Below are 12,871 nucleotides of genomic sequence, written 5' to 3'. Positions count from 1 at the left end.
TCGGGGGTAGTGCGTTGGACACCTACATCGACCTGAGGGACGTCCGGGTGACCGGATACGCGGCGATGGGCTTGATCGCCCTCGTCGCCGCCGAGTCCGTCTGGGGCACCGTCAACGACTGGCAGGGCGGGTCGTCGTCGTGGAGCTTCCTCGCCATCGTGCTCGTGCTGCCCGCCGGTGTGGTGTCCTACCTGTGGTTCCGCGGCGCCACCCACAACGCGGAGGCCATCGCGCTGCACGGCGTGCGGACGGTGCCGCAGGTGTGGAAGGCGAGCGACCCGGCGCAGCGCGACGTGGCGTTCGACCAGCGCGCCGCCAGCCCGTTGATCAAACCGTGGCAGTACGCGTTCCTCGCGATGGTGCTGTGCGACGTCCTGGAGTCGTTGCTGCTCGACACCCCGCTGTACGTCGTGTTCTCGACGTTGTCGACGGCGTGCGCCCTCGGAGCGGCCGCCCTGGCGTGCTTCTTGATCTTCCGGATCTCGCTCATGCAACAGCGGTTCGCGGTGCCTCAGCGCAAACGCCGCTGAAACCTGGTAGTGTTGTCTCTGGTTGCGGTTTTGTGTTCGTGTCTTGCACGCTCGCCGAACTTCAGTTGCGAGCGATTCTCCTTCTTCGCGGTGGGAGTGGTCGGCTCGAGACCAACCACCGGAGCGGCCGCACAGTGTGGCCCGCTCTTCAGTACCAGAAGGAGCAGTACATGACCAACGGCACCGTCAAGTGGTTCAACGCCGAAAAGGGCTTCGGCTTCATCGCCCCCGAGGACGGCGGCGCTGACGTCTTCGTCCACTACTCGGCCCTCAACGGCGGCGGCTACCGCAGCCTCGAGGAGAACCAGCAGGTCTCGTTCGACATCACGCAGGGCCAGAAGGGCCCGCAGGCGACGAACGTGACCGCTCTCTGACGAGTCGTCACGCGCAGGGCCCCCGGGATTCCCGGGGGCCCTGCCGCATTTCCCCCTGGTCTGGTCCGATGCCGTTGCTCGGACCAGCAGATCCGCTGCCGCACGTGCCGCGGCGGGTCCTCGTCGCCGGGAACGCCGGAGCCGGCAAGTCGACGCTCTGCCTGCGCATCGCGAACCGGTGCCGGCTGCGCCGGGTCGAGCTGGACAGCCTCTACTGGGGTCCGCGGTGGACACCGCGCCCGGAGTTCGCCGCCGAGGTCGAGGCGCTCGCGCGGGAGGACCACTGGGTCACCGAGTACCAGTACACCGACGCGCGCCCGCTGTTGCTGCCGCGCGCGGACACCGTGGTGTGGCTCGACCACCGGTTCATGACCGTGATGGCCCGCCTGGTCAGCCGCACGGTCCGGCGCCGGGCGAACCGGGCGGAGTTGTGGAACGGTAACCAGGAGTCGCCGCTGTGGTCGGTGTTCACGGACTCCGGGCACATCCTGCGGTGGGGCTGGAAGTCCTACCGGCGCAACCGGGCCAGGGTGCTCGCCCTGACCGGCGAGGTCGTCGTCGTGCGGCTGCGCGGGCAGGCCCAGGTCGAACGGTGGCTGGCGGGGCCGCTGGCCGCGGTCCGGGAGGAGCGTGCTCGGTGAGGACTGCGCTGGTGCTCGGCGGGACCGGAATGCTGGCTGGCTGCGCACGGCGGCTGCTGGAACGCGGGTGGCACGTCGTGCTGCCGTCGCGGACCCGGCCGCTGATGGCCGACGACGGTCCCGGCAGGGCGGCGCGGGCGTCGATCAGCCGCGGTCACCGTCCCACGTGGGTCAAGGCCGACTGGGCCGACCCGCACGAACTCGCGGCCGAGGTCGAGGACGAGCTGGCGGGCAGACCGGTGAACCTGCTGGTCGCGTGGGTGCACACCAGCTATCGGGCGAACGTCCTCAACGCCGTCCGGCACCTGCTGGCCGACGGCGCCCCGGTCGTCGAGGTGCACACCTGCACCCCGGTGCCGGACCCGATCCTGCCGAACCCCACGCAGCAGGTGCTGCTCGGCCACTTCGTGCACGAGACGGAGCGCTGCACGAGCCGCGCGGTGCTCGACGCCGTCGAACGGGCGCTGGAGGGACGAGCGCCCTCGTTGCGCCACGAGGACACCCGCTGAGCGTCAGCGCGCCGACCGCATCCCCCGCACCAGCAGCATGACCGACTCGCGCACCTCGGCCCGCGACCGTTCCGGCTGGAACACCTGCCAGTCCAGCGCGATCACCAGCAGCGTGCCGAACAGGGCTCCCGACGCCGTGCTGACCTCGACGCCCTCCGGCAGCCGACCCGCGTCGGACAGCCGCTTCATCTGGCCGCGCACGATCGACACGATGTCGTCGCGCAGCATCGACAGGGTGCCGTGCCACTGGCCGGGCGTGCGCCACAGCTCCGAGACCAGCAGCTGGCCGAACGCCGGGTAGTCGGCCCAGAAGCCGAGCATCTCGTCGACCAGCGCCTCCAGCGAGTCGTCGGCCTCCTCCGCGGACCGCAGCCGGCTCGCGAGGATCTCGACCCCGTGCCGCAGCAGGGCCTCGACCAGGGCGTCCTTCGAGGCGAAGTTGTAGTAGATCGTGCCCTTGGCGACACCGGCCTCCGCGGCGATCTCGTCGACCGTCACCGAGGCGGCACCCCGTTCCCCGACCAGCTTCAGCGCCGCGTCGAAGAGCTTCTGCTTCGTCGCCGTCGTCCGCGCGCTCACAGCACGAGCTCCGGCTTCAGCTTCGCCGCTGTCCACACCCGCTGCTTGTAGGCCGCCACGGACGTCAAGGCTAGGGCCCCGGCCAGCCAGGCGAGAAGGATCAGCGCGTCCTGACCCACGATGCCCAGGTCACCGCCGTACATCAGGTGCCGCAGCCCGTCGACCGCGTACCCCATCGGCAGGCCGTAGTGCAGCGGGTACAGCGGCACCGGGATCGTCTGCCACGGGAACGTGCCACCCGCGCTGACCAGCTGCAGGATCAGCAGGACCAAGCCGAGGAACTTGCCGACGGCACCGAACGCCGCGTTCAACGCGTGCAGGATCGCCACGAACGTCATCGACATCAGCACGAGGAACCCGAACGTGCCGAGGGGGTTCGAGGGCTCGATGTCCACGACGAACCGCACGACCGTGAACATCACCAGCACCTGCACCACGCCGATCAACGCGGCCGGCAACCAGCCGCCCAACGCGACGCGGAACGCCGACTGACCGGCGGCCAGCGCACGGCGTGAGAGCGGACGCAGCAGCAGGAACAGCACGAACGCGCCGATCCACGTCGCCAGCCCCAGGAAGAACGGGGCGAGACCCGCGCCGTAGGTGTCGGCCTTCGTCTGGGACAGTCCGCGCACCGCGACCGGGTCACCGATGGTCTGGGCGATCGCCGCGCGGGTCGGGTCGTCGTTGTCCGGGATCTTGGAGACGCCGCCGGCGAGGCCGTCGCGCAGCTCGGTGGAGCCGTCGGCGAGCTGGTTCGCGCCGTCCTTCAGCTTGGTCGTGCCGTTCACGGCCTGCTGCTCGCCGTCGCGCAGCTGCGCGGTGCCGTCCGCGAGCTTCGTGGCACCGTCGTCGAGCTTGCCGACGCCGTCGACCAGCGCGGGCATCTTCGACGCGAGCAGCTCGGCGCCGTCGGCCACCTGGTCGGCGCCACCCGCGAGCTTGCGCAGGTCACCCGCGGCGCCCTGGACCTTGGCGTTGGCGTCGTCGACGGGCTGGCGGACCTGGCCGATCGTGGCCAGGACGCTCTGCACCTGCTCCTCGGTGAAGCCCACCGCCCGCAGGCGGGCCGCGATGTCGCCGTTGGCCTGGTCCAGCACGCCGACGAGCGCCTGGGCCTTCTTCGCGTACTCCTCGGCCTGGGCCGCGGCGGTCTCGTTGCCGTTCGCGACCTGACGTGCGCCGTTCGCGAGCTGCCGGGTGCTGTCGGGCAGCGTCGAGGTCTGCGAGCGCAGGTCGTGGGTGCCGTCGCGGAGCTGGGCGGCCCCGGTCGCGGCCTGCGTGGCTCCGGCGAGCAGCTCGCGCTGGCCGCTGTCGAGGTCGTTCACGCCGGTGCGCAGCTGCGTGGCGCCGTCGGCGAGCTTCGTAGCGCCGTCCGCCGCCTTGGTCGTCTCCTGGCGGATCGTGGCGAAGCCGAGCAGCAGCTTGTCGGCGGCCTCGGTGGAGACCTTCGCCGTGACCGCGCGGCGCACCTCGGACACGACCTGGTTCGCGATCGTGCTGCCCAGGTAGTTGTTGGCGTCGTTGGTCGTCAACGTCAGCACGCCCTGGCGTGGCTTCTGCTGCTCCGAGGACGTGAGCGCCTCGGAGAAGTCCTCCGGGAGTGTGAGGGCGAAGATGTACTTGCCTTTGCGCACACCCTCGTCGGCGTCGTCGACGACCTGCCAGTTGAACTTCTTGCCGTTCAGGAGCTCGTCGGAGACGTCCTTGCCGGCGTTCAGGTTCTCCGCGCCCCTGTCCTTCACGACCAGCGCCGCGGGGACGTTGCCGAGGTTCGCGTACGGGTCTTTGTTGGCGTACAGGTACAGCGACGCGTACAGCAGTGGCACGAGGGCGAGGCCCAGGACGGCGAGCCGGGGGAGGGTGCCGGAGGTGACCCGGCGGATCTCGTTGAAGGCCATGCGGAGGGCGCTCATGCGGTGATCTCCATCTGGGTGGTGTTGTCCTCACCGAGGCGCGCGTGCGGGACGTCGAGGATGCGGGCGGAGGAGTTCGAGCACAGGACGACTACGGCCCGGCCGGGGGTCACGTGGTCGTGCGCCAGGGCGAACCACTCGTGCGGGTGCGGGTGGTAGCGGTCGGGGGAGTCGAGGACGAGCGCCGTGGCACCGGGGCGCGCGGCGGCCAGCTCGAGCAGCACCGCGCACCGGGTCTGCGGCGGGACGTGCTCGAAGCGCTTGGCCGCGTGCTCGTCGGCGGCGTGCTCGACCAGCCAGTCGTGCACCGCCTTGCGGCCGGACGGCTTGCCGTTCATCGCGAGCTCCTCGCCGACGACGGCGGCCAGGCTGAGCGCCTCCTCCGGCTCGTTCACCTCGGGGGCGTCGACGAGCACGACCCGCTCGCGCAGCGTCTTCGCGTCCGGCGACACGGTGCCGGTGGAGGGCTTGAGGCGGCCGGACAGCAGCAGGGCCAGCGCGGTGTGGCCGGTGCCGGGCTCACCGGCGACCAGCGTCAGCTCACCGGGTTTCACGGTCAGCGAGGTCGGCCGGAGCAGGGGACCATGTCCTCCGTTGACGCCCGCGCGGCTGGCGTGGATCTCCACGGCGTGACCCTTTCATTGAACTGACCGGTCAGTTCAAATTGAACTCCGTGCGGGGCCGCTCTGCAACTCGGACATAGCTCACCTCAGAGCCGAGGCGGGGCGTACCTCCCAGACGGTCCACAGCGGGCGGTAGCCCTGACGTGGCCAGAAGACGCTGCTCAACGGGTTCGGCGGGTTGTAGTAGAGGTACGTGCCGACCGTGCCCATCCGGTGCAGCTCCTGGTGCACGTGGGCGACGAGCTGCTGGCCGATGCCGGTGCCGCGGGCACCGGGCAGCACCGAGACGCAGTTCACGTAGCCCCACCGGCCCTGCGGCAGCCGTGCCGCGGCGGCCGTGCCCGGTGCGGACGAGACGATCGCGCACTCGGCGAGGGCCACCGCGATGCCGTCGCGTTCGGCCAGCCAGATCGGGCTCGCGTTGGCCAGGCGTTCGGCGAGCGCGCGCCGTTTGGTGGCGGCGGCGTCCGGCCTGACCACCGTCGAGCCGACGGACGACGAGTACTCCAGCTCGGCGAGCGACAGCTCCAGCACCACTTCGAGGTCGTTCGGGGTGGCCCGGCGGATCGTGAGCGTGCGGTGCAGCTGCTGGTGAGGGGCTCGCAACCGGACGGCGAGCACGGACAGCGGCACGAGGCCGTGGTCGAGGAACGCGCGCGCTGCCCTCGTGTCACGGCTCGGCCAGTGCACGACACACGCCGTGTCCTCACCTATGTCCTGCGTGTCGAGGTACTTGCGCCAACGCGTGAGCAGCGCGTCCATGCCCTGCGTGGTGCCGATGAGAGGGAGCAGCTCCCACACTTCCGCCGCGGACCACAGCTGCGTGATCGACCTCGGCTCGAAGCTCTGGTGGCTCACGACCCCGGCGACGCGCGCGCCGTCCGCGAGCGCCGCCGTCAGGACATGACCGTCCAGCGGAGGTTCGGCGGCAGGCGGGAGCAACGGGTCCAGCGCCGCGAAACGAGCCGACTGGGCCGCCACGAGCCCGCGTGCCGAGGTCATGCGCGTGAGGTTACGACGTCAGGCGGGTCCGGAAGATCGCGGTGCCGGGGAACAGCTTGCCGCGCAGCGGGCTCCACTGGCCCCAGGTGCGGGTGTGGCCCTTCGGCCACTCCGGCTCGACCAGGTCCTCCACGACGAAGCCGGTCGCCGTCAGCGCGCGCACGTAGTCGCCGAGCGTGCGGTGGTGCTCGACGTAGGTGGCGCGGCCCTCGTCGTCGACCTCCACGTACGGGGTGCGGTCGAAGTACGACTGCGTGACGGTGAGGCCGAGCGGGCCGGGGTCGTCCGGGAAGATCCACCTCATCGGGTGATTCACCGCGAACACCCACCTCGCGCCCGGCTTGAGCACGCGGGCCAGCTCGTAGAAGACCTCGTGCACCTCCGCCACGAACGGCACGGCGCCGAACGCGGAGCACGCGGCGTCGAAGCTCGCGTCCTTGAACGGCAGCTGGTCGGCGCTGGCCTGCACCAGCGGGACGTCGATGCCGGTCTCGGCGTTGCTCCTCCTGGCGTGCCGGAGCATGCCGGCGGAGATGTCGAAAGCGGTCACCTCCGCGTGGTTCGCCTGCAGCCAGCGCGCGCACGGGGCGCTGCCGCAGCCGACCTCCAGAACGCGCTGACCAGCGACTTCGCCCAGGAACCTGACGTCTTCCTCGCGCAGGCCCTCCGGGCACCAGACGAAGTCCGCCGCGCCCAGGAAGTCGCCGTGCGTCGCGTGGTAGTCGTCGGCGTCCGCGTCCCACCAGATCCGGTTCGCCAGGCGCGACTCCGCCGCGCCGGCGTCCCGCTTGACGATGCCGGCGGTGCCGAGCGCCTGTTCCGCGCTCGCGTGCTGGTTGGACACACTGCTCCTTCACATGGGGCCTGGTTTGCTCGCAGGTCCGGCGGCCGCGTACGATATCGCGTGCGTAGTGGGTTAGTGCTGCCCATGATCCAGAACGGTCGGGATTCCAGGTCGCTGCGACGCTGCGCGCGCACCACTACCAGCCATCGATGCCAATCCGTACCGGAGCCACCTACCTAATGTCCACCGACACCACCACCGCCCCCGTTGCCGCTGCGCCCAAGCAGGTCGCGATCAACGACATCGGGACGGAGGAGGACTTCCTCGCTGCTATCGACAAGACGATCAAGTACTTCAACGACGGCGACATCGTTGAGGGCACGATCGTCAAGGTCGACCGGGACGAGGTCCTGCTCGACATCGGCTACAAGACCGAGGGTGTCATCCCCTCGCGCGAACTGTCGATCAAGCACGACGTCGATCCCGCCGAGGTTGTCTCCGTCGGTGACGAGGTCGAGGCACTTGTTCTCCAGAAGGAGGACAAGGAAGGCCGCCTGATCCTGTCGAAGAAGCGCGCCCAGTACGAGCGCGCCTGGGGCACCATCGAGGCCCTCAAGGAGAAGGACGAGCCGGTCAAGGGCACCGTCATCGAGGTCGTCAAGGGTGGTCTCATCCTCGACATCGGCCTCCGCGGCTTCCTCCCCGCCTCGCTCGTCGAGATGCGTCGCGTCCGCGACCTCCAGCCGTACGTCGGCCGTGAGCTCGAGGCGAAGATCATCGAGCTGGACAAGAACCGCAACAACGTGGTCCTGTCCCGCCGCGCGTGGCTCGAGCAGACCCAGTCCGAGGTCCGCAGCGAGTTCCTCAACCAGCTGCAGAAGGGCCAGGTCCGCAAGGGCGTCGTGTCCTCGATCGTCAACTTCGGTGCCTTCGTGGACCTGGGTGGCGTCGACGGTCTCGTCCACGTCTCGGAGCTGTCCTGGAAGCACATCGACCACCCGTCCGAGGTCGTCGAGGTCGGCCAGGAGGTCACGGTCGAGGTCCTCGACGTCGACATGGAGCGCGAGCGCGTCTCCCTGTCGCTGAAGGCGACCCAGGAAGACCCGTGGCGCCAGTTCGCCCGCACCCACGCGATCGGCCAGATCGTGCCGGGCAAGGTCACCAAGCTCGTTCCGTTCGGTGCGTTCGTCCGCGTGGACGAGGGCATCGAGGGCCTGGTCCACATCTCCGAGCTGGCCGAGCGCCACGTCGAGATCCCGGAGCAGGTCGTCCAGGTCGGCGACGACGTCATGGTCAAGGTCATCGACATCGACCTCGACCGTCGCCGCATCTCGCTGTCGCTCAAGCAGGCCAACGAGGGCTTCACGGTCGACACCGAGTTCGACCCGACCCAGTACGGCATGGCCGCCGAGTACGACGACCAGGGCAACTACATCTACCCCGAGGGCTTCGACCCGGAGACCCAGGAGTGGCAGGACGGCTTCGACAAGCAGCGTGAGGAGTGGGAGCGCCAGTACGCCGAGGCGCACACTCGTTACGAGGCCCACATGAAGCAGATCCGCAAGGCCGCCGAGGCCGAGGAAGAGGCGTCCGCCGAGGGCGCCGGCAACTACACCTCCGGTGGGGACGCTCCGTCCACCTCCGTCGGTGCGCCGGCCCAGTCGGGTGGCACGCTCGCTTCCGACGAGCAGCTCGCGGCTCTCCGCGAGAAGCTGTCGGGCGGCATGTGAGCTAGGTTCTGAGCGGAAGGCCCTCGCACCCTCGTGGTGCGGGGGCCTTCTGTCGTCCGGGGCTCGCGGTCGATCGGCTCTGTCGCCCGACCGGGCGGTTCGTCCTCCTGCGACGCCCCCGACCTGTGGTGGAGGGTGAAGTCCGTTGTGTAGGTTGACAAACCTATGCGTGGGAATCTGATCTTCGTCGCGCTGGGCGCGGTGGCCCTGTCGGTGTGTGCCGCTTGTGCGGAGGCCGGGCCGCAGACGGCCGCGCCGCCGCCGCAGATCCCGAAGATCACGCCGCAGACGACCCCGACCAAGGCCCCGGTGATGGTGGACCGGCCGTTGCCGGACGACTGCGACCTCGTGGTTCCCGCCGACGTCATGAACGCGACGCTCGGGCAGGAGCTGCCGGGGGAGCCGCGCATCATCATCGGGATCAAGGAGCCGGGGATCGGGCGGACGGGCAAGATCGACTGCTACTACGGGATTCCCGAGAAGCGGAACCTGCCGGACGCGAAGATCGTCATCGGCCTGTCGACCTACACGGACGAGGCCACCGCCAAGACCAGGGTGGCCGAGAGCGTCGACGCCGAGCGGACCGACGGGGCGAAGATCACCGAGGTCGACGTGGGCAAGCAGAAGGGGACGTTGATCGAGGGCAAGGACGAGCAGTTGCTGATCGGGTCCCTCGGCAAGTCGACGTTCGTCGTGCGGAACCGCAACAACTTCCTCCCCGCCGACCGGCTCACCGCCGTGCTGCCCGTACTCGCCGAACGGTCGATGACGCCGCCCGTCTAACCTGGCCCGCATGCTGAGGGTGGGGTTGACCGGCGGGATCGGGTCGGGGAAGTCGACGGTCGCGAGGCTCCTCGCGGAGCGCGGTGCCGTGGTGGTCGACGCGGACAAGCTCGCGCGGGAGGTGCTCGAACCCGGCAGCGAAGGGCTCGCCGAGGTGGTCGAGGCGTTCGGCGAGGACGTGCTCGCCGCCGACGGGACGCTGGACCGGGCCGCTCTCGCCGCCAAGGCGTTCGCCAGTGAGGAATCCCGGCAGACCCTCAACGGCATCACGCACCCGCGGATCGGGGCGCTCACCGCGCAGCGGATGGCCGAGGCGCCCGAGGACGCGATCGTCGTGCACGACATCCCGCTGCTGGTGGAGCGGGACATGGCCGCGGCCTACCACCTGGTGGTCGTCGTGTACGCGGACACCGAGACGCGGCTGGGCAGGCTCGTCGGCAGCCGGGGGATGGACCGCGCCGACGCCGAGAAGCGGATCGCCGCACAGGCCACGGACGAGCAGCGGCGGGCGGTCGCGGACGTGTGGCTCGACAACAGCGGTGAGGTTCCGGACGTGTCCGCGTTGTGGGACCGGCTGGTGGCGTTCGAGAAGAACGTCCGCACGCGGACGGTCGCCGGCGGGGCGCCGGTCGTCGTGGCGTACGACGAGACGTGGCCCGCCCAGGCGCGGCGGATCGCGCGGAGGATCGCTCTGGCGGCCGGTGGGCGGCGTGTGGAGCACATCGGGTCGACATCGGTGCCCGGTCTGGCGGCCAAGGACGTGCTCGACTTCCAGCTGGCCGTCGAGGACATGGACGCGGCGGACTCGTTGCGGGGCGCGTTGGAGCAGGCCGGGTTCCCGTACATGGGGCCATACGTCGACACGCCACGCGGTGAGGGGAACTGGGACAAGCGGCTGCACGCCGGCGCCGATCCCGGACGGCGCGTGCACCTGCACCTGCGCGTCGAGGGCGCCGCGAACTGGCGGTGGGCCCTGGACTTCCGCGACTGGCTCCGGCACGACGACGCGGCGCGCGAGGAGTACGCGAAGATCAAGCTGGGGCTGTCCGAACGGTTCGCGGCCGACGCCGACGGGGCCGCCTACAGCGAGGCGAAGGAGCCCTGGATGGCGGCGGCCGCGGCGCGCGTCGAGGCTTACAGGGGCGGCCAGGCGTCGTAGATGCCGTGCCACGTCAGCCACGACGTCAGGTTGTGGTTGACGTTGCTCAGCTCTTCGAGGGCGCGGTGGACCGTGCGGAGGGCCTGGTCGGCGTCACCGGGGCGCAGGACCCGGCCCGCCACGGCCGCGGCGAACTCCTCGGTGCGCACGATGCGGGGCGTCGAGCCGCCGGGGACCGCGAGGCCGAGCAGCAGGTCGGTGGTCCGCCAGTGCCGGTGGTCGCGTTCCACCCGCACCGCGGACAGGACGCTCGGGCTGACCCGCGAGTGCCGGGAGCGGCCGCGGTAGGTCGTGAGGCGCAGGCCCAGATCGGGCATCAGCCAGGTGACCTCGGAGTCCGAAAAGGGGTCCTCGGGGGTGGGATGTTCGATTCGCAGACCCCAGCGTTCGACTTCGCACGAACTGAGCGTCCGTGTGCCGCCGGACGAATACGCACGGACGCCTGAATAGGTGTCGACGACATCGACCAGCTGAGGTGTAGTAACCGCTCCCACCGCGCCGAGGGTAGTCATATAAATGCTGCCAGTAACACTGCGGGTTGATTTGTTACGTCACGTTCAGGTGACGACTACACTCCGTGTATCAACGCCAGGTCGTGGGGCAACCCGAATAGGCGAGCCAACTGACAACATCGTGACCGTGCGCTGAAATTCCGGACACCGCCGTGTAGGTGGTTTCCAGCGCCCACTGCGCGCGTTCCGGCGTGAGCAGGCCGTGCTGGACCGCGGCTATCAGTTCGTCGGTGTCGAGAACCGTGACACTTCTACCCGTTCGGACTATCAGGTCCAGGTAAAGATCCGTCGTCTTCCACACGCTGCCGATCGCGTTGATCTCCACGACGTCCACGTAGAAGTCGAAGTCGAGCTCGTGACCGGGGTGCCACGACTGCCGCGTGACGCGGAGGTTGAGCTTGGGCAGGAACCAGCTCTCGAAGTGGCTGATCTTCGGGTGCCCGGCGAGCGGCCGGACCATGTAGAGGCCGGCCGGGGTGAGCCGGAACTCGTCGACGCTGCGCAGCTGCCCCTTCGGATCGGTGTTGCTCTTGGCGTCCAGGTCGAAGTACTCGATCTTCGGCGGATGGATGTGTGCCACGTCGCCGATACTGCCATCGTCGCGGCCTCCGGCCACTTAGGATTCCGCGCATGTTCGGGATCATCCGCCCCTGCCGCAACAGGTTGGGCGCTGAGCTGCGGTCCGCGTGGCTCGCGCACCTGTGCGGGATGTGCCTGTCGTTGCGCGACGAGCACGGCCACCTCGCGCGCCTCGTCACCAACTACGACGGTCTGGTGATCTCGGCCGCCGTGGAGGCCCAGTCGGAGGTCTCCCGGCGGACCGCGGGGCCGTGTGCGTTGCGCGGCATGAAGTCCGCGGACGTGGCCATCGGGTCCGGGGCGCGGCTCGCGGCGTCGGTGTCGCTCGTGCTGGCGTCGTTGAAGATCCACGACCACGTGGACGACGGCGACGGCCTCGCCGCCCGGATGGGCTGGGCGAGCCGCAAGGTCGCGCGGCGCTGGGCGGACAAGGGTCTCGGTACCGCCTCCGACCTGGGCTTCGACGCCTCGGTGATGGTGGAGACGGTGCGCAGGCAGCCGCTCGTGGAGCAGGCTGCGGGGCTCGGCAGCTCCGTGCTCGCCGTGACGGAGCCGACCGAGACCGCCACGGGGTTCGCCCTGGCGCAGACGGCGGTCATCGCGGGACGGCCGGGCAACGCGGAGCCGTTGCGCGAGGTGGGCCGCCTGTTCGGACGGGTCGCGCACCTGATCGACGCCGCGGAGGACCTGGAGGAGGACCGCGCGTCCGGCGCCTGGAACCCCCTGACGGCCACCGGGACGTCGGTCGAGGAGGCGCACCGGCTCTGCCTGGACGCCCTGACCGGCATCCGGCTGGCGCTCGACGAGGTCGAGTTCACCGACGGGCGGCTGGTGCACAAGCTGATGGTGCACGAGCTGGAGGAGGCGGTGATCCGCGTGTTCGGCCGCAAGGGCCGCGACCCGCACAAGCCGACCTGGTCCGATCCCGGCAGCGGCCTGTGGGCGTACCCGAAGCTGAACTGGCAGCCGCGTCCGCGCGGGTGCTTCGCGGGCTGCGGCGCGTTCCTCTACCAGTGCGGGACGTGCCAGTTCTGCTGCCGCGACCCGTTCCCCGGCCCGTGGAGCGACAAGCGCCGCGGTGGCTGCGACTGTGACTGCGACTGCGGGAGCTGCGACTGCTGCTGTTGTCCCTGCGACTAGTCGTTCAAGGCTC

General features: G+C 70.0%; 15 protein-coding genes. 8 read left to right on the top strand and 7 right to left on the bottom strand.

From position 1 onward, the window contains the following. Positions 1 to 14: 14 nt before the first annotated feature. The 4 genes from BLT23_RS28975 to BLT23_RS28960 all read left to right on the top strand — a co-directional run bounded on the left by BLT23_RS28975 (position 15) and on the right by BLT23_RS28960 (position 2,054). Positions 15 to 530, top strand: a complete 516-nt coding sequence (locus tag BLT23_RS28975; protein ID WP_090054538.1) for a hypothetical protein — start codon at positions 15 to 17, stop codon at positions 528 to 530. A 170-nt stretch (positions 531 to 700) separates the two neighbouring features. After that, the gene (locus BLT23_RS28970) at positions 701 to 904 is read left to right on the top strand and encodes a cold-shock protein (RefSeq protein WP_090054535.1); all 204 of its coding nucleotides are present in this window, start codon (positions 701 to 703) and stop codon (positions 902 to 904) included. A gap of 68 nt (positions 905 to 972) precedes the next feature. Continuing rightward, positions 973 to 1,545 carry a P-loop NTPase family protein gene (locus tag BLT23_RS28965; RefSeq protein WP_090054533.1) on the top strand — a complete coding sequence of 191 codons (573 nt, stop codon included), beginning with the start codon at positions 973 to 975 and terminating at the stop codon, positions 1,543 to 1,545. Continuing rightward, complete coding sequence (locus tag BLT23_RS28960) at positions 1,542 to 2,054, top strand: Rossmann-fold NAD(P)-binding domain-containing protein (RefSeq protein WP_245744287.1); 513 nt, start codon at positions 1,542 to 1,544, stop codon at positions 2,052 to 2,054. Before BLT23_RS28965 ends, BLT23_RS28960 begins: the two co-directional genes overlap by 4 nt. A gap of 3 nt (positions 2,055 to 2,057) precedes the next feature. Here BLT23_RS28960 and BLT23_RS28955 read toward each other — a convergent pair whose 3' ends face one another. The 5 genes from BLT23_RS28955 to BLT23_RS28935 all read right to left on the bottom strand — a co-directional run bounded on the left by BLT23_RS28955 (position 2,058) and on the right by BLT23_RS28935 (position 7,015). After that, entirely contained in the window at positions 2,058 to 2,633 is a 576-nt protein-coding gene (locus tag BLT23_RS28955) for a TetR/AcrR family transcriptional regulator (RefSeq protein WP_090054530.1), read from the bottom strand. Continuing rightward, positions 2,630 to 4,546 (bottom strand): YhgE/Pip family protein, encoded by a 1,917-nt coding sequence (locus BLT23_RS28950; protein WP_090054528.1) that lies wholly within the window; start codon positions 4,544 to 4,546, stop codon positions 2,630 to 2,632. The genes BLT23_RS28955 and BLT23_RS28950 overlap by 4 nt, the downstream gene beginning before the upstream one ends. Next, positions 4,543 to 5,172, bottom strand: a complete 630-nt coding sequence (locus BLT23_RS28945; protein ID WP_090054524.1) for an ATP-binding cassette domain-containing protein — start codon at positions 5,170 to 5,172, stop codon at positions 4,543 to 4,545. Before BLT23_RS28945 ends, BLT23_RS28950 begins: the two co-directional genes overlap by 4 nt. A gap of 78 nt (positions 5,173 to 5,250) precedes the next feature. Next, complete coding sequence (locus BLT23_RS28940) at positions 5,251 to 6,171, bottom strand: GNAT family N-acetyltransferase (RefSeq protein ID WP_090054521.1); 921 nt, start codon at positions 6,169 to 6,171, stop codon at positions 5,251 to 5,253. Positions 6,172 to 6,181: 10 nt separating this feature from the next. Next, positions 6,182 to 7,015 carry a class I SAM-dependent methyltransferase gene (locus BLT23_RS28935; RefSeq protein WP_090054520.1) on the bottom strand — a complete coding sequence of 278 codons (834 nt, stop codon included), beginning with the start codon at positions 7,013 to 7,015 and terminating at the stop codon, positions 6,182 to 6,184. 179 nt (positions 7,016 to 7,194) lie between these two features. Between BLT23_RS28935 and rpsA the strand changes: the two genes are divergently transcribed. The 3 genes from rpsA to coaE all read left to right on the top strand — a co-directional run bounded on the left by rpsA (position 7,195) and on the right by coaE (position 10,627). Further along, a complete protein-coding gene (gene rpsA, locus BLT23_RS28930; RefSeq protein WP_090054518.1) occupies positions 7,195 to 8,685 on the top strand; it encodes a 30S ribosomal protein S1 in 1,491 nt (496 codons plus the stop codon). A gap of 165 nt (positions 8,686 to 8,850) precedes the next feature. After that, a complete protein-coding gene (locus BLT23_RS28925) occupies positions 8,851 to 9,468 on the top strand; it encodes a hypothetical protein (protein ID WP_090054516.1) in 618 nt (205 codons plus the stop codon). A 10-nt stretch (positions 9,469 to 9,478) separates the two neighbouring features. After that, positions 9,479 to 10,627 (top strand): dephospho-CoA kinase, encoded by a 1,149-nt coding sequence (gene coaE / locus BLT23_RS28920; protein ID WP_090054514.1) that lies wholly within the window; start codon positions 9,479 to 9,481, stop codon positions 10,625 to 10,627. Here the strand turns inward: coaE and BLT23_RS28915 are convergent. Further along, the gene (locus BLT23_RS28915; protein ID WP_245744286.1) at positions 10,603 to 10,944 is read right to left on the bottom strand and encodes a DUF402 domain-containing protein; all 342 of its coding nucleotides are present in this window, start codon (positions 10,942 to 10,944) and stop codon (positions 10,603 to 10,605) included. The two genes, coaE and BLT23_RS28915, sit on opposite strands and share 25 nt — an antisense overlap. 265 nt (positions 10,945 to 11,209) lie before the next feature. Next, complete coding sequence (locus BLT23_RS28910; protein ID WP_090054509.1) at positions 11,210 to 11,719, bottom strand: ribonuclease FAU-1 family protein; 510 nt, start codon at positions 11,717 to 11,719, stop codon at positions 11,210 to 11,212. A 50-nt stretch (positions 11,720 to 11,769) separates the two neighbouring features. Between BLT23_RS28910 and BLT23_RS28905 the strand changes: the two genes are divergently transcribed. Next, positions 11,770 to 12,858, top strand: coding sequence for a DUF5685 family protein (locus BLT23_RS28905; protein ID WP_090054507.1), 1,089 nt, complete (start codon positions 11,770 to 11,772; stop codon positions 12,856 to 12,858). The last annotated feature ends 13 nt before the right edge of the window (positions 12,859 to 12,871 follow it).

It is taken from the genome of Lentzea fradiae, from assembly GCF_900100955.1.
Classification (GTDB): Bacteria; Actinomycetota; Actinomycetes; order Mycobacteriales; family Pseudonocardiaceae; genus Lentzea; species Lentzea fradiae.
Note: the sequence above shows the minus strand (reverse complement) of the source record. Positions and strands in the feature narration are given on the sequence as shown.

Bases quoted from the DNA above. Each gene is read 5' to 3' on its own strand.
- rpsA (WP_090054518.1), top strand. From the start codon at position 7,195: ATGTCCACCGACACCACCACCGCCCCCGTTGCCGCTGCGCCCAAGCAG.
- coaE (WP_090054514.1), top strand. From the start codon at position 9,479: ATGCTGAGGGTGGGGTTGACCGGCGGGATCGGGTCGGGGAAGTCGACG.
- BLT23_RS28905 (WP_090054507.1), top strand. From the start codon at position 11,770: ATGTTCGGGATCATCCGCCCCTGCCGCAACAGGTTGGGCGCTGAGCTG.
- BLT23_RS28925 (WP_090054516.1), top strand. From the start codon at position 8,851: ATGCGTGGGAATCTGATCTTCGTCGCGCTGGGCGCGGTGGCCCTGTCG.
- BLT23_RS28950 (WP_090054528.1), bottom strand. From the start codon at position 4,546: ATGAGCGCCCTCCGCATGGCCTTCAACGAGATCCGCCGGGTCACCTCC.
- BLT23_RS28915 (WP_245744286.1), bottom strand. From the start codon at position 10,944: ATGCCCGATCTGGGCCTGCGCCTCACGACCTACCGCGGCCGCTCCCGG.
- BLT23_RS28965 (WP_090054533.1), top strand. From the start codon at position 973: ATGCCGTTGCTCGGACCAGCAGATCCGCTGCCGCACGTGCCGCGGCGG.
- BLT23_RS28940 (WP_090054521.1), bottom strand. From the start codon at position 6,171: ATGACCTCGGCACGCGGGCTCGTGGCGGCCCAGTCGGCTCGTTTCGCG.
- BLT23_RS28970 (WP_090054535.1), top strand. From the start codon at position 701: ATGACCAACGGCACCGTCAAGTGGTTCAACGCCGAAAAGGGCTTCGGC.